The following is a 16,940-nucleotide window of genomic DNA, read 5'->3' on the forward strand; positions in this document are numbered from 1 at the left end:
GCTATTATTGTACCATGTTCCCGTCCACATTGCTCATTTCGGGGGTGGAGGCACAACGTCGCCCCAGTAGGCGGGTGCTGTGGAAGGATTGAATGTTACGGTCAATTTACATATAATTTAGACTACATGGGAGGATGAGCGCAATGATTATAGACATTCATAACGTAACTTGGGAACGGGAAGAAAAGATCGTCCTTCAAGGGATTGATTGGCAGGTTGAAGCGGGTCAGCACTGGTGCTTGTTAGGGCTTAACGGCTCCGGGAAGACGACGCTTTTAAATATGATTAACGGCTATATTTGGCCAACGACCGGGTCTGTATCGGTGCTGGGACATAAATTTGGCGAATACGATTTGCGTGAGCTGCGCAAAAGCATAGGCTGGGTCAGCACATCGCTCCAGCAGAAGCTGCACGGTCAGGATACCGCCTTCAAAATTGTTTTAAGCGGAAAATTCGCTACGATTGGGCTGTATGATCAAGCGCTGCAGGAGGATGAAGAGCAGGCAATCTCGCTGATGCGCAGCCTCGGCTGTGAAGTATTGCTGAACCGGACGTACAGAACGCTCTCGCAGGGCGAGCGCCAGCGGGTGCTCATTGCAAGAGCGCTGATGGCTGCGCCTAAGCTGCTCATTTTGGACGAGCCTTGTACCGGGCTCGATGTGTTTGCGAGAGAACAGCTGCTGGAGATGATCAATCAGGTGGCACAGCAGCCGGATGCGCCGACTATTATTTATGTAACCCATCATGTGGAGGAAATTTTGCCTTGCTTTAATCAAACGCTGCTGATTAAGGATGGCCGGGTTTTTGAAGCCGGTGATACAAGCAAGGTGCTCTCATCAGCGCACATGAGCGATTTTTTTGGCGTGCCTGTAGAGATCGAACAGCGTGAGAACCGCAATTGGCTCTTTATAAAGGCAGCTGAGAGCAAGTGAATACAGCATTAGGGCCATTAGGCTTTGTTCCGCCACCGAAGCTTCCTAAGCGGCAGCGGTTGGCCCAGTGGTTAAAGGCGCGGATGCAGCAGCGGCTCGCCTATGACAGGACGCTGTTCTACCATGGCTCCGCAGGGCTGCTGATCGCGGGAACGCTGGCGATGGTGCTGGTTGCGCTGGGCATGCCGACGGGATTTGGGACGCTTGTGGATATCGGCGGTTTTGTGTCGTTAAATACCGCGGCCTTGTATGCAGCCGCGCAGCTGTGCTCAGTGCTGCTATCGCTTGTTTTTGTGCCCGTTCCCCGCTTGTTTGCCGGGTTTTTTTTATACGTAGGATTTGAAGCTTATTTTATTTTGTATTATTCGGAATTTGGCATGCTAATGGCGGCGCTATTTGCAGCGGCGTATGCGATTTGTGGCGCGATGGCAGGCATGCTGCTCGGTCAAATAGTGAAGCTGCGCGGCAGAGGGCTCGCCATAGCAGGCATTATTGTGGCAGGAGCACTATTTGTAAACGTTGCAGCGAATCAATTGCGCGGAGCTTCTGATGATGCAGCACCTGCCGCCGATATGGATTCCAACTATTCATCTGCAGATGGGGCCTCGGATATGAGCCTAGGGGACGGCGTGCCGGTTGCTTCCATTGAAGCTGACAATCCGGCATTGCCCGGCGATTACAGCTATAAGGCCTTTACCTACGGCAGCGGGAGTGACAAGCAGCGCAGCGAATACGGCGAGGAGACGGAGCTGCTCGCGACCTCCGTAGACGCATCGGCTTACATTAAAAAGTGGGCGTGGCTCAAGCAGCAGTTTTGGGGCTTTGATCAACGTGAGCTTCCGTTAAACGCGAGAGTGTGGATGCCTGAAGGCGATGGAGCGTTTCCGCTTGTGCTCATGGTGCATGGCAATCATTTAATGGAGGAGTTTTCGGACGCAGGCTATGCCTACTTGGGCGAGCTGCTTGCGAGCCGGGGCTTTATCGCGATATCGGTAGATGAAAACTTTCTTAATTATTCAGTCTGGTCGAGCATCCCTGAGCAGGATATGAAAATGCGGGCATGGATCATGCTCAAGCACATTCAGCAAATACAGTCGTTCAGTACGCTGACGGATAATCCCTTTTACAGCAAAGTTGATTTTTCCAAGGTATCTTTAATTGGGCATTCCCGTGGTGGTCAAGCGGTAGCGATGGCCGTGGATTACAAACGATGGTTTGCCGAGGATGAAGGGCTTTCCAGCATCGCCCAGGTCAATTTTGCTTCAGTAGTGGCTTTGGCTCCGACGGATAAGCAGGTGGACAATGTATCGGCGCGGATTAAAGATGTGAGCTATTTGACGCTGCAAGGCGCAAGGGATGGCGACGTCAACAGCTTTTACGGAGACAGGCAGTACATTCGCACCAGCTTTACGCTAGGCTCGCCGTATTTTAAAGCGTCGCTCTATATGTCCGAGGCGAACCACAGCCGCTTTAATTCGGATTGGGGCATGATGGATGAACGGGTTCCCGGCGGCCTGTTTCTTAATCAGCAGAACATGATGACGCAGGCGGAGCAGCAGCAGGCGGCCAAAGTGTATGTCTCGGCTTTTCTGGAAGCTACTCTGCACGGCAACGATGCTTATAAGCCTTTGTTCGAAAATAACAAAACGGCGCCGGATTGGCTCCCCTCCACCAGCAATTATGTAAGCAGATACGAGGATGCTTCCTTCCTCGCGGCAGCGCGTTATGAAGAAGACGTGAACAAGCTGACGCTGCCGAGCGGAGGCAAGCTGAGCGCCGAAGGCTTCAAGGTATGGGAGGAGTCGGAGGCGAAGGACCGGGACAATCGCAATAAGGGCTCGCGCGGTGCTGTACTGGAATGGGACGCTGCTGCGTCCTATACGTTGGAGCTTGCAGGGACGTATAGCGAGGCCATCGTTTCCAAAGGACTTAATACGTTCAGCTTTTCAATGGAAAATATGGGAGTGGAAAATAGGGATGATGATGCGGCAGCTGCGCCGCAAATCGAGCTGGAGCTTGTGCCTTCACAGGGGCAGGCGGTGCGCTTGCCATTATCCAGCTTTAACGATATTCCGCTGCCCTTCGAAACGCAGTTTACCATTGCTCCTTGGCTGGAGAAGCGGATTAAGAAGGGAAAATATAAAGAGAGCATTGAATCGGTGTTTCAGACCTACAGCTTGCCGCTAGCGCGGTTTGCGGAAGCAGGCGGCTGGCCATCCGGGGCGAAAATTACGCGGATAACGTTTTATTTTTCCGGAGCGGCTGGTAGGGTGATGCTGGATGACATCGGCTTTTATCAATAAAATGCGGCTGTAAACAAATAACCTCCCGGCAGAAGGGAGGTTATTTGTACAAATAAAGGAAAGGATATCATTTCATTATCCTGTCTCTATATTTCTCGGAATGAAACGCGCCGCCACAGGACGGCTTTCGGCCGTTTCACCTTGAATGTATGAATTTAGATTGATTCTTTTTTGAACGTGAAGCTTCGCGCTGCATATAGAAACGGCGTCGAGCAGACGGACACCAGAAACTTAATGACATAGGTAGACAGGAAGATGGACATCCATACATCGAACTCATATTCGGTCGCAAAGGCGATCGTACAAAAAATGAGCGTATCGACGAACTGGCTGACAATCGTACTGCCGTTATTGCGAATCCACAGCTGATTGCGGGCTGGAAACAGCCGCTTGAGCAGCGTGTAAATTTTCACATCAAGAAACTGGCTTACAAAATAGGCGCATAGGCTGCCAAGTGCAATTTGCGGCAGCATGCCGAATATGCTTTGAAGCGCTGCTTGCGCCTCCAGACCGGGCTCGGCTGGATTAAATAGAAGCGCCATCTGCATAATAATGGTTGAGGCAATTAAGGTGAAAAACCCGAACCACACTGCTTTTTTGGCATCGGCTTCGCCATATTTCTCGTTAAGCAGGTCGGAAGCCAAATAAATGGTGCCATACATCGTATTGCCGAGCGTAATGACGATGGCTAGTGTTCCGATTTGCAAATCAACGGTTTTGACGACTTGAATATTGGCGATAACGGTTGCCATGCCGATCCAGGCATAGACGCCGACCTTGCCGAATAAACGGTAGGAAATGAGAAACAGTGTGAAGTGGGCGAGCATAAAAAGAACGCCGAACCACAAGTTGAACATGTGAAAAAAACCTCCTAGTTTTGATAACGCGGGAGTTTACGAACCGCGGCTTGCTTTGCTGCGATGCAGCATGTATGATTATATTTCTGCCTTTGCCATTATAATCGCTTGTTTTAGGGCGAGCAATGTTTATTTGAAATATAGGAAAGTATTTGATATCGCCATCCTTTCTCTATATTTCTCGGACTGAAACGCAGCGCGCCACCAGAGGATGGCGCGCGGTCGTTTCACCTTGTGATTTGAAACTTTGGGGAAGTACTACTTTTATATATAAGGAGCGTGACCTATGATGCCGAATTCTGAGCTTGAACGAGAACAGCTGCGAGTTAATCGGGTAACGAAGTGGGTCAAGGAGCAAATCGAAGGCCTGCAGGATCAGGCTGGAGAGCTGCGCGAGGACATTGTAGACATTCGTAAAAACTTCTGGGATGACGTAACCGTCAATTTTGAGGATTCCGCCGAATCTGCGGAGACGCATGCAAGCTTGAAGCAGCAGGCGGAACTGCTGTCGGAGCGGGAGCGGACGCGCCGCGTAGCGATGGAGCAGCTGGGACTGCTGAAGAAGCTGGCGCAATCGCCCTATTTCGGTCGCATTGATTTTGTAGAGGATGGCGAGAGCCGCGAGGCAATTGAACCGATTTATTTGGGGGTAGGCTCGCTGCTCGACGAAAGCGGGGCCAACTATTTAATTTATGACTGGCGTGCGCCTATATCCGGCCTGTATTACGATTATTCTCCGGGACCTGCCAAGTATGAGACGCCTAGTGGACAAATTTCTGGAGAAATGACGCTGAAGCGTCAATATATCATTCGCCAGGGCGAAATTGAAGGGATGTTCGACACGGGAGTAACGATTGGCGATGAAATTCTGCAAGCGGTGCTGGGCAAGCAGTCGGATTCGCAAATGAAAAGCATTGTGGCGACGATTCAACGCGAGCAAAATCAAATTATCCGCAATGAGCGGGCTCGCCTGCTGCTCGTACAGGGAGCGGCGGGAAGCGGCAAAACTTCAGCCGCCTTGCAGCGGGTGGCGTATTTGCTTTATCGCTATCGCGGTACATTGAATGCCGATCAAATCGTCCTCTTTTCACCAAATTCGATGTTTAACAGCTACGTCGCAACCGTACTGCCAGAGCTTGGCGAGCAAAATATGCAGCAGACGACGTATCAGCAGTATTTGGAGCATCGCCTTGTTCAAACCTTTGATCTGGAGGACCCTTTCTCCCAATTGGAGTATACGCTCTCTGCCGCCCATGGCAGCGAATATGATGCCCGCATTGAAGGAATCCGCTATAAATCAAGCCTTTCCTTTATTGGGCTTATTGACCGGTATGCCGCTTCGCTCGGCGAGAAGGGATTGCGCTTCCGGGCGTTGAAATTCCGCGGCCGCACCTTAATTACTGCCGAGGCGATACATGAGCATTTTTACAGCCAAAATCGTTCTCATCCGATTCCAAACCGTCTGCGCATGACTGCCGAGTGGCTGCTCAAGGAGCTGACCCGCCTTGGGCGCGAGGAACGGGGCAAGCGCTGGGTAGAAGAAGAGATGGAGCTGCTCGATAACGAAACGTATAATACGGTTTACAGCGAGCTGCTGGATAAGGAAGGGTTTACGCAAAATTCCTTCGATGATCATAAGCGGGAGAGCGACCGTCTGGCAGCGATTATTGTACAGGAGCGCTTTAAGCGCCTGCGCAGCCGGGTTAAGCGGCTCAAGTTTCTGGATATGCCGGAGGTGTACCGCCAGCTGTTTCATGAAGCAAACGAGCAGGAGGGCGAATATCCGCAGCTTTGGGCTGCGATCTGCGAAGGCACGGCTGAGAAGCTGACGCGGAAGGAATTATTTTATGAGGATGCCACGCCTTATTTATATTTGAAGGAGCTGCTTGAGGGCTTCCAGACGAATACGTCGGTTAAGCATTTGTTCGTCGATGAAGCGCAGGATTATTCGCCGTTCCAATTCCATTATTTAAAGAAAATTTTCCCGAGCTGCAAAATTACGGCGCTTGGCGATTTGAACCAATCGATTTTCGCCCATGCCGTAGTCGGTGACAGCTTTCATGCATTAGCGGGCATGTATGAGGAGCAGGAAACCGAGCGCGTCATACTTACGCGAAGCTATCGCTCCACGCGCCAAATTTCCGAGTTTACAAGCAGCTTTATCGCGGGCGGAGAGCGGATTATTCCATTCAATCGCAGCGGCCCATGGCCAACGATTACAGCTATTGCTGGCGAGGAAGAGCTGAAGCAGCAAATTGCCCAGCGGATCGAAGCGCTCAAGCAGCAGGGCAATAGCTCGATCGCCGTTATAGGCAAGACAGCGGAGGAGAGCAGGCTTGCTTTTGAAGCCTTGTCCGCCATCGTGCCGGATATTCATTTGATTGCCAAAGAAACGTCGACGTTCGAGCAGGGGGTTGTCGTCATTCCTTCCTATTTGGCAAAAGGCGTGGAGTTTGACGCTGTTATTTTGTATAATGCTTCGAGCCTAGTATATGGACGGGAAGACGAGCGCAAGCTGTTTTATACGGCCTGTACGAGAGCAATGCATGAGCTGCACCTTTATTACATGGGCGAGCCAACCTGCTTTCTGGACAAAGCGCAGTTAGCCGAGCCGCTTAATAACATATAGAATGCAAATAAGGGATGGTCCTGAAGGGGACCATCCCTTATTTGCGTATTTTTTGCCAAATCTCTAAACAGTCAACCTTAAGCTCCGAGGCAATCAGTTCAGCCGTAAGCCGCTGGGGCATTTTTATTTTTCCATTGCGCAGCTTAGAAATCGTCTGGATGGAAATTCCTGTGGCAGCCGCGAGCTGGCCAGCGCTTATGTCGCGTTTTGCCATCCAAATTTTCAGCCGCATGCTGGAATCGATATACTCATGCGTATTAATAGGCTGCAAATCAAGCACGATAAAGGCGTATTCCTTAATTCGTCCAAACCCGTCAAAGATGGGAGTGAACGTTATCTTTACTTCAAGCTCTACGCCGTTCACTTTGGTTGTTTTTACAGTAATATGGTTTGTTTTCTTGAATTTTCGCGTTTCCTCCAAAATATGAAGCAGGCGAAGATGCTCGCTTTCGGCCACAATTTCCAGAAAAGACTCTCCATTCAAATGGCCGTCGGCTATCAAATAGGCGGGGAAGGGGTCCTTCAAAAATTGCACCTGGTAGTTGGCATCGAGAATACCGCTAAACAGCACCGTATTCGTCTCGAATTGCTTTTCAATCCAATGGTGGGAGCTCAAATCACTCAGTATAATGAGCGATAATGCCTGACGCTCTTCGTTTAGCATGCTCAGGGTATTATGCTCCACCATGACAGGCGTTCCTCCGGGCTTGCAGGTGTGGAGCAGTCCTTCCCGCTTTGTGCTGGTCTTGTAGTGCTTGAGCGACCAGTTCTCAAGCAGCTCGCCTATCGGCTTGTCTATCAAATATTCATATTCCAGACCAGTTAGGCGGATAAAAGATTCATTGACATCCATGATGAAGCCATAATGCTTTACAGATCGGAGAATAGCAGCAGGACTGTCCATCATTTGAAACACTCTTTCAAAAACCGTCAATCGTTTTCGCTCCTTTGAGCCAGCTGTGCGGCATTTATGTAATGTATATTAAGGTTTAATTAATTAAACTTGAAAGCTTAGCGGGCATATAGCTAGCGGATGTATGGATATCTGTCCGATTTTTACAGCTTATTGGGCGCTCAGCGCGCTTTCTAACTGGTCACTATCCTTGTTAAAATAATCAATAAATAGGGATATATTTTAAAAGGCTTGATTCCGGAGGAGATACACCATGAATAATGAATGCAACATTGAGAACTGCACCAAACCCGTCAAAGCCAGAGAATTATGCTCCATGCACCATCAACGTCTTATGCGTCATGGAGACCCTCTTACTATCCGGCCCCGTAGAACAAAAATTGTAACGAACTGTAAATGGATTAATTGTACAAAAAGCGCCAGCACGAAGGGATACTGCTCTAAACATTATTACATTCATCGGGTAACCCGTACAGTATAAAATAAATACATATTCATCTTCTATCAGTCAGTAAATCAGCAATTTAAGGTTTCATTTGGCTATGAAAGATGTATAATATAACTAGCTGCAAGATGGGGCCCTTGGCCCCATTTACCTCAAAAATAATCAGGCAACCGTCGCTTTTGTCCAATTTAGAAGGAAGGAGCAGACCTTGTCAATCGTAGCTTTCCAAGCTTGCAGGATGATTATCCCCACTACAGCTGTATTTCACTCAATGGCAAGAACACCGCTGATTTAGAACTCTCGCATACGAATTTATCACAACTAAGCTGCTCTGTGCTTCACTTTCATTTTAGCTCCATAGTTCTCTGCTTACGGACGGAAGCTCTTTTCCAGTTCTATTCTGGCATATAATCATATTGCCGGACAATCTGTCATATCATGATTATGATGTGGCAAGGGTTTGTTGTTAAAGCCAACTACTCCAAAATGCTGCTCCAACTATCAAATTGGAGTGCCAGAGCCGGGTTGTTGCCGCTCTTTCATAGACGACAAATCATTTGACCCGGGACTCGGGGATAAGGCAGAAGCCTTATTTCGTCAGCGATACGATTGCTGGGCACGGCTGCAAATGTTGCATCTCATCACATTTTCCCCCGCTATCGCCTTGCTCTCTCAACCAGGTTATGGGGGACACTCATGAATAAGGAGTTGGTGTCCATGGCTCGTAAAGAAATGTTGGCAATGCTGCTTGCAGGGGGTGAAGGAAAACGTCTTGGAGTACTGACGAAGGATTTGGCCAAGCCTGCCGTTTATTTTGGCGGGAAATATCGGATTATTGATTTTACATTAAGCAATTGCACGCATTCAGGTATCGATACAGTAGGTGTATTGACGCAGTACCAGCCGTTTGAGCTCAATCGTTATTTGGGCATTGGAACGCCTTGGGGTCTGGATCGCAGCGATGGAGGCATGGCTATTCTTCCTCCGCATGTGAAACAGAAGGGCGGCGTCTGGTACAAGGGCACGGCCAACGCGATCTATCAGAATATGGAGTTTATTGAGCGATATAATCCAAGCTATGTCTTGGTCATTTCCGGCGATCATATTTATACGATGGACTACGATCTGATGCTTCAGCATCATAAGCGGTGCGGGGCGGATGTAACGATAGCAGGTATAGAAGTAGAATGGAAGGAAGCCAGCCGATTCGGTGTCATGCATGTCGATGATGAAGACCGCATAACTGCATTTGAAGAAAAGCCTGCAAAGCCTACCAGCAATATCGCTTCGATGGGCGTCTACATTTTTACATGGTCAGTATTGCAAAAATATTTAATTTATGACGAGGCGAACCGGCAGTCCAGCAATGATTTTGGCAAGGACATTATTCCGGCTATGATGCGGGATGGCCTCATCGTCAGCGCTTATTCGTTCCGCGGCTACTGGAAAGATGTCGGCACGATTGAAAGCCTGTGGGAGGCGAATATGGATTTGCTCGCAGAGGAGCCTTCGCTGGATTTATCGGATAAAGACTGGCGCATCTACTCTGTCAATCCTAATCGGCCGGCACAATACGTAGCGGCGGGCGCCGAGGTGATATCATCTATGGTGACGGAGGGCTGCGTTGTGGAAGGACGGGTAGATCGCTCGGTTCTCTTCTATGGCGTCCAGATGGAGAAGGACAGTGAGGTTAGCGAGTCCGTCATTATGCCGAACGTGCGGATTGGCGAAGGGGCGCGCGTTTACCGGGCCATTATCGGCGAAGGCGCTGTAATCGAAGACGGCGTGCAGATTGGTGATCCGGAGGATGATGCGATTACCGTCGTAGCTGTCGGACAGTTTGTTGCGAATGATCACGTATTGCTGGAGGTGGAGCCATCATGAGCAACCGGATAATGGGCGTTATCAATTTAATCCACGAGACGGACGAGTTGGAGCATTTAACGCAAAGCCGCTGCCTTGCGACCGTGCCGTTTGGAGCACGCTACAGGCTCATTGATTTTATTTTGTCCAGCATGGTGAACTCTGGCATTAACAAGGTAGCGGTGTTTGCGCATACGAAATATCGCTCGCTGATGGATCATCTTGGATCAGGTAAATATTGGGATTTGAATAATCGCCAAAGCGGCTTGTTTATTTTGCCGCCGGCTACGGATGATTTGCAGGAAATCAGCCGTGGCGATTTATACCATTTTTATCAAAATCGCGATTATTTCAACCGTTCAACGGCGGAGTATGTTGTCATTACGCGCAGCCATATGGTTTGCAATATTGATTTCAATCCGATTATTGATGAACATGAGGCACGCGGGGCGGATATTACAATCGTGTGCAAGAAGCAGCATGATCTGCCTGGCAAGGCGCGCAAGGTCAAGATGAGCAGCGATGGCCGAGTTACATCGATTCAGGAAAACTATGGGCGAATGCTGAGCGATGTTTCCTCAATGGAAATGTATGTGATGAAAAAAGATTTGCTCATGGAACTCGTAGAAACCTCGCTCGCTCAGGGACAGGATCATCTCGTACGCCATGCGATTTTCTCCCGCTTGAACAAGCTGCGGGTTTATGGACATTTATACGATGGCTATTTGGGCGTAGTCAATACGCTTGAAAGCTATTTTACCAATAGCATGAATCTACTTTGTCCTGAAGTGTGGAAGGAGCTGTTTTTCCAGCCGGGCACGATATTCACGAAGGTCAAGGATGAACCGCCTGCGCGATATTTGGAATCCTCCAAGGTTAATAATTCATTAATCGCCAATGGCTGCCGCATTGAAGGAACCGTGGAGAATAGCATTTTGTTTAGGGGTGTCCATATTGGCAAAGGGGCAGTCATACGCAATAGCATCATCATGCAAAATGGCATCATTGGCGAAAATAGCCTGATTCAGCATAGTATTTTGGATAAGGATGTACGAGTCGATTGCAACCGGGATATAAGAGGAGCAGAGAAGCTTCCCTTTCTGGCGGGCAAGCGCAAGACGATCTAACTAACTAAATGAATAGCAGGCATGAGGCTGGGGGTAAAGCTGGGACTTGTCTACAGCGTGTCGCAGCCTCTGCTGGCTACATTTTTAAGCGAAACAGGAGGAGAAAAAATGAATATTTTGTTTGCAACTTCGGAGGCCGCGCCACTCGCAAAAACCGGCGGCTTGGGCGACGTTGCAGGCGCTCTTCCCAAAGCACTGGTTAAACGTCAAATCGGCACAAGCGTTATTTTGCCAAAATATGAGGATATTCCAGCAGAATATTTGGAATATTTCGAACAAATTGCTTCCTTCAATGTTTCCTTTAGCTGGCGCAACCAATATTGCGGGCTATTTCGTGGAGAAATCGATGGCGTTTGCTATTATTTGATTGATAATGAGTTTTACTTTAAGCGCAAAGGGTTATATGGGTATGGAGACGATCCTGAGCGCTTTGTGTTTTTTAGCTTTGCTGTGCTGGCGGCGCTAAGCTTTGTTGATGTGCTTCCTGATGTCATCCATTGCCATGATTGGCAAACCGCGCTCATTCCGTTTCTGCTCAAGACGAAATATGCGGCAGAATGGGCGGATATCCGCACCGTTTTCACTATCCATAACCTGAAATATCAGGGCGTACTAGACATCAAGCAGCTGCAGGATTTAACGGGTGCGGGTGATGAGGCTTTTGGCCCGGAGGGGCTGGAGTTTCATGGCGCAGCCAGCTGTTTGAAGGGTGGTCTCGTGTACGCAGACAAGCTGACGACAGTCAGCCATACTTATGCGGAAGAAATCAAGGACAGTGAATATGGCGAGCGTCTGGAGGAGCTGCTGCGGCATCGCGAAGGCGATCTTCTGGGCATTGTAAACGGCATTGATGATGAGTCCTATGATCCGATGAAGGATTCCTCGCTGCATACGCCATTCCGTAATTCGATTAGCCGAAAAAGGAAAAATAAGCTCGATTTGCAGCAGGAGCTTGGACTGCCGGAATCGGAGGAAATTCCGCTCATTGGCATGGTTAACCGGCTTGTTGAGCAGAAAGGGCTGGATCTCATCACGGCCAGGCTTGAGGAACTGCTGCAACAAGATGTCCAGCTCGTCATTCTTGGTTCGGGCGAGTGGCATTATGAGCAGCTGCTGCAGCAGTATGCGCAGCGTCACCCTGACAAAATTGCGGTAAGGCTTGGCTATAATGAAAGGCTTGCTCGCCGCATCTACGCAGGAGCTGATTTATATTTGCTGCCTTCACGCTTCGAGCCTTGCGGAATTAGCCAGCTCCTTGCGCTGCGCTACCGTGCTGTCCCGATCGTTAGGGAGACCGGGGGGTTAAAGGATACCGTCCAGTCTTATGATGAATATACTGGAGAAGGAAATGGATTCAGCTTTGTGGGCTATAATGCCGATGAATATTGGAGTACGGTTAGCAGAGCGCTTCGCCTATACCGGAATCCAGAGGCCTGGAAACAAATTATAGACAATGTCTCCAAGGAGAACTATAGCTGGAATCGCTCCGCCAAAGCCTATGTAGCCGTATATCATCAACTTTTGTTACAGCGAGAGGAGAACAAACAATGCCCCGTCACCTTGTAATTGGCAATGGCAAGCTGTTAGTGAATTTGGATCAAACCTGTTACATCCGCGATATTTATTATCCTTATGTGGGACAGCTCAATCATGTGGGTGGCCACTATTGCCGGTTTGGCATTTGGATTGGAGGCGTCTTCTCCTGGCTGGATGAACCAGAATGGAACATTGAGCTTGGCTACATTGACGATTCGCTCGTTACGAATATTATAGCAAGGCATGAGGGGCTTGGCGTTGAGCTGCAAATGAATGACGGCATTCATCAGCGCGAATGCATTTATATTAAACGAGTCGTCGTACGTAATTTACGGAATGATGCCCGCGAGGCAAGGCTGTTTTTTCATCAGGATTTGATGATCGACGGCTCGGAGGTTGGCGATACAGCTGCTTATTACCCGGAAAATAATACGCTGTTTCATTACAAGCGCTCGAATTATTTTATGTTCAGCGGCTCGAGCGATGAAGGCGGCTTAATGCAATATTCGACGGGCATCAAGCGGTTCCACTCTGCGGAAGGCACCTGGCGTGATGCAGAGGATGGCGTGCTAATGGGCAATACGATTGCCCAAGGCTCCGTGGACAGCACGATTGGCCTTGGCGCCAATGTGCCGGGAGGCGGCGAAAAAACCTTTTATTATTGGATGTCAATTGGGAAAAACCTGGAGGAGGTCAAGGAGCTTAATCAATACGTCCTCGATAATAGTCCAGAAAAGCTGCTTAGCCGTGTCGTTATTTATTGGAATCATTGGCTGAGAAGAGCGGAGAGCGATCTGGGCGATTTAAATGAGAGCATCAGCCGGATGTTCCGTCACAGCCTGCTCATTGTCCGCACACAGGTGGATGAGCGCGGCGCGATTTTGGCGGCCAATGACACCGATATTTTGCAATACAATCGTGATCATTACAGCTACATGTGGCCGCGTGACGGCGCATTGATTGCCGAATCGATGTCGCTTGCCGGTTACCAGAGCGTAATCGCCCCATTTTTCAATTTTTGCGCAGCAGCGCTTGCACCAGACGGCTATTTGTACCACAAATACAATCCGGACGGAACGGTCGGCTCCAGCTGGCATCCGTACATCGTGCAGGGCAGCCAAAGGCTTCCGATTCAGGAAGACGAGACAGCGCTCGTCCTGTTCGCATTATGGCAGGATTATTTGCGGAATCAAGTCATTGAGCTGCCTCAGTCCTTATACAGCAACTTAATCCGCAAGGCAGCTACGTTCCTCAGCAGCTATATAGAGCCTGAGCTATCTCTGCCTAAGCCAAGCTATGACCTATGGGAAGAGCGCTACGGCATCTGGACCTATACCGTCGCTTCTGTGTATGGCGGTTTAATGGCAGCAGCCTTCTTCACCGAGCTGTTCGGCGATTACGAGCGCAGCGACCATTATCGCAATACAGCCCAGACGATCAAGCATGGCATGCTGACACAGCTGTGGGATGAAGAAAGCGGACGGTTTGCGCGCGGTCTCATTCAGAAGGACAATGGCTGGGTGAAGGATATGACGCTGGAGAGCAGCGTATTCGGCATTTGGGAGTTTGGCGTGCTGCCGGTCGATGATGATAAAGTCGTTCGGACGATGAATGCGATTAGGGACGGGTTGAGAATCCAGACCGATGTTGGCGGACATGCGCGGTATACAAACGATTATTATTTCCAGCAAACCGGCGACATTGACAAAATTCCGGGCAATCCATGGATTATTTGTACGCTATGGGTCGCCAATTACCAAATTGCTTCTGCTCAGAAGCTCGAGGATCTGGAAGGGCCGAAGCAGACACTGCAATGGGTCGTAGACCATGCTTTATCCAGCGGACTGCTGGCGGAGCAGCTCAATCCGTTCGATGGCAGCCCGCTCTCGGTCGCACCGCTCACTTGGTCGCATGCGACATTCATTCAGAGCGTAAGCAAATACGCAGAGAAGTATAAGCAGCTCAAGGGCTAAATCTATCATTTATTTGAATGAAAAAGGCAGTATTAAGTATCATCCATAAAGAAGGTCCAGCAGGGAAAAGAACGCGGCAAGCGTTCTTTTCCCTGCTATTTTTTTGCGGTAATCGCAGCATGCTCTGCCAAAAATAGCTTCCAAAAGGGGAATGTGATTACGAAAAAAGCGGACGGGATACGCTGCTGTTATATACAAGAAAGTTTGTCTGTATCATAAGTATAAATGTCGTATATTTACAATTAATAAAACGCTTACATGAAATTGTGTTGCTTTCGTTTTCGCGATAATTAGCTAAAAAACAGCAGTTTCCATTGAGGGAACGGCTGCTTTTATGATATTGAAACGATTTAAAAACTATTTCCGACAAAAAAAGTATGTATTCGACAGCTAATTTCGACAGACTTCTTCGTAAAAGTATTTTACCATTACATATGTAATTTGCTAAAATTTATCTATATTTTATTTAGTTAAATTTAAATGTATTGAAATTTGATTATCAAGGATTTTATGGTAAAAAATAATGTAAGAGGTGTTGAACAACGTGCAAACCTATGAATTTTCAGCTAAAAGTGCCTATTTGAAAAGAATGAAAGGCAGAAATTCTGTTTATTTAAACGGAGTTCAAGTTGACGTAGCGACTAGCCCGGCATTTTCAGGAGCCATTGAATGTATTGAAAAATACTATGATTTGCAGGAAGAACAACCAGATATTCATTGTTTTAAAGATGGCAATCATAATGCCGCAATGAGTCTGCTAGTCCCTTTAACAGTCGAGGATTTGCAGCGGAAAAGGGAATCCTATAAGGCTGTAGCGGATATTTCTTTCGGCATGCTGGGCAGAACGCCAGATTTTATCAATGCCGCTTTAGCTACGTTATATGCTCATTCCAAGCAGCTAGGCAGCAATCCATATGCTAATTTCTCTGAAAATATGAGAGCTTACTATCAATATGTGAAAGAGAATAACTTATTTGTAGGCCACGGAGCGATTAATCCGCAAATTGATCGATCTTTGCCTCTAGGCTCCCAAGTTAATGAATATGCAGCAGTGAGAATCGTAAGCCATGATCAAAAAGGAATAGTTGTTACAGGGGCCAAAATGATTGTAACATTAGCGCCAATTGCAGATGAATTGCTCATTTTTAATATGCCAGGGTTAAAACCGGGTGACGAGGACTACGCGGTTTCTTTTGCTTTGCCTGTCGATTATCCAGGCGTGAAAATGATTTGCAGAAAACCGATGGTGAAGCCAGTGTATCATTCATTTGATCATCCCCTAGCTAATGCTTTTGATGAAATCGATGCTTATTTGATTTTAAATGAAGTTTTTATTCCTTGGGAAAAGGTATTCGTTTTCAGAGATGTTGATAAATCGAATTTGTTCTACGATAAAACCTTTGCTCGAAATCACACGGGGCATCAGGGTATTGTAAGAGGATTATCTAAAGCGGAGCTCCTCACAGGCATTTCCATTCAACTGGCGAAAATGCTGAAGCTTGATGGGTTTATAAATGTCCAGGAAAAATTAGGAGAGCTGACCTCCTATGTCGAGCTTGTAAAAGCGAGTATTGCATGGAGTGAGGCAGATGCAACGATAAGCGAGGAAGGGGTTATGACCCCAAGCATTAGCGCTATTCAAGCGATTCGATATAATTTTCCGAAAATGTATGAAGCGATGGTTAAAACACTGCAATCGCTTGCCGCGGGTTCCATGCTGTCTACCCCGCATTATCAGGATTTTCTTAATTCGGATTTAAGCGACTTGGCGAGTTCTCTTTCTACAGGTGAAACGGACGCTTTATCCCGCACAAAATTATTAAATCTCGCTTGGGATGCATCGGGCGATGGCTTTGGCCAAAGACAGTTAGTGTATGAATTTTTTCATGCCGGAGACCCGATGAGAATTGCCGCTGGACATTTTTTGAATTATGACAAGCGCAATATGATAAATATGGTAGATAGGGTGTTGTTACATGACAATGATTAGCTGTGCCTGCCTTGTAAAACAGGATAACAATAAGCTGCTTCTGGTAAGGGTTAGGGATAATGAGCTTTGGTATTTGCCAGGGGGGAAGATAGAGCCAGGCGAGGAACCGCAAGAAGCTTTAGTAAGGGAATTGAAGGAAGAGCTGAACATAGACGTTCAGAGGGATAGCATTCAACATTTGAGAACGGTAATAGGGCCAGCCTATAAAGAGAATGCCAGCGTTGAATTAATCTGTTATACGGCAGCCTGGGCCGGAGATATAGTGCCATGTTCCGAAATTAGCGAAGTTGATTGGGTGGATTCAAGTAATTACAGCTTGCTCGCCCCTGCTGTTATCAAGCTAGTTGAGCAATTGGAGTTCGAATAAAACAC

General features: G+C 48.0%; 11 protein-coding genes. 9 read left to right on the plus strand and 2 right to left on the minus strand.

Annotated elements, in window-relative coordinates; translation table 11 throughout:
- The first annotated feature begins 143 nt into the window (after positions 1 to 143).
- Positions 144 to 932 carry an ABC transporter ATP-binding protein gene (locus AC50YG_RS14705; protein ID WP_494827691.1) on the plus strand — a complete coding sequence of 263 codons (789 nt, stop codon included), beginning with the start codon at positions 144 to 146 and terminating at the stop codon, positions 930 to 932.
- Positions 929 to 3,235 carry an alpha/beta hydrolase gene (locus tag AC50YG_RS14710; RefSeq protein WP_494827692.1) on the plus strand — a complete coding sequence of 769 codons (2,307 nt, stop codon included), beginning with the start codon at positions 929 to 931 and terminating at the stop codon, positions 3,233 to 3,235. Before AC50YG_RS14705 ends, AC50YG_RS14710 begins: the two co-directional genes overlap by 4 nt.
- Before the next feature lie 155 nt (positions 3,236 to 3,390).
- On the opposite strand, the gene AC50YG_RS14715 is transcribed toward AC50YG_RS14710, so the two are convergent.
- Positions 3,391 to 4,092: a queuosine precursor transporter gene (locus tag AC50YG_RS14715; protein ID WP_473757751.1), complete on the minus strand. Its 702-nt coding sequence runs from the start codon at positions 4,090 to 4,092 to the stop codon at positions 3,391 to 3,393.
- 289 nt (positions 4,093 to 4,381) lie between these two features.
- Between AC50YG_RS14715 and helD the strand changes: the two genes are divergently transcribed.
- Positions 4,382 to 6,721 carry an RNA polymerase recycling motor HelD gene (gene helD, locus AC50YG_RS14720; protein ID WP_494827790.1) on the plus strand — a complete coding sequence of 780 codons (2,340 nt, stop codon included), beginning with the start codon at positions 4,382 to 4,384 and terminating at the stop codon, positions 6,719 to 6,721.
- Between the two features lie 37 nt (positions 6,722 to 6,758).
- Here helD and AC50YG_RS14725 read toward each other — a convergent pair whose 3' ends face one another.
- Entirely contained in the window at positions 6,759 to 7,655 is an 897-nt protein-coding gene (locus AC50YG_RS14725; RefSeq protein WP_473757750.1) for a helix-turn-helix domain-containing protein, read from the minus strand.
- Between the two features lie 1,141 nt (positions 7,656 to 8,796).
- On the opposite strand from AC50YG_RS14725, the gene AC50YG_RS14730 reads away from it, so the two are divergent.
- From AC50YG_RS14730 to AC50YG_RS14755, 6 genes are all read left to right on the plus strand, one after another.
- On the plus strand, positions 8,797 to 9,963 hold the full coding sequence (locus tag AC50YG_RS14730) for a glucose-1-phosphate adenylyltransferase (protein WP_494827791.1): 1,167 nt from the start codon (positions 8,797 to 8,799) through the stop codon (positions 9,961 to 9,963).
- A complete protein-coding gene (gene glgD, locus AC50YG_RS14735) occupies positions 9,960 to 11,069 on the plus strand; it encodes a glucose-1-phosphate adenylyltransferase subunit GlgD (protein ID WP_494827695.1) in 1,110 nt (369 codons plus the stop codon). The genes AC50YG_RS14730 and glgD overlap by 4 nt, the downstream gene beginning before the upstream one ends.
- Positions 11,070 to 11,177: 108 nt before the next feature.
- Entirely contained in the window at positions 11,178 to 12,635 is a 1,458-nt protein-coding gene (glgA, locus tag AC50YG_RS14740; protein ID WP_473757748.1) for a glycogen synthase GlgA, read from the plus strand.
- Positions 12,617 to 14,578 carry a glycoside hydrolase family 15 protein gene (locus AC50YG_RS14745; RefSeq protein ID WP_494827696.1) on the plus strand — a complete coding sequence of 654 codons (1,962 nt, stop codon included), beginning with the start codon at positions 12,617 to 12,619 and terminating at the stop codon, positions 14,576 to 14,578. The genes glgA and AC50YG_RS14745 overlap by 19 nt, the downstream gene beginning before the upstream one ends.
- A gap of 544 nt (positions 14,579 to 15,122) precedes the next feature.
- The gene (locus AC50YG_RS14750) at positions 15,123 to 16,568 is read left to right on the plus strand and encodes a 4-hydroxyphenylacetate 3-hydroxylase family protein (RefSeq protein WP_494827698.1); all 1,446 of its coding nucleotides are present in this window, start codon (positions 15,123 to 15,125) and stop codon (positions 16,566 to 16,568) included.
- Entirely contained in the window at positions 16,555 to 16,935 is a 381-nt protein-coding gene (locus AC50YG_RS14755; protein WP_494827699.1) for an NUDIX hydrolase, read from the plus strand. Before AC50YG_RS14750 ends, AC50YG_RS14755 begins: the two co-directional genes overlap by 14 nt.
- The last annotated feature ends 5 nt before the right edge of the window (positions 16,936 to 16,940 follow it).

The sequence above is a fragment of the Paenibacillus sp. J31R34 genome (assembly GCF_059383715.1).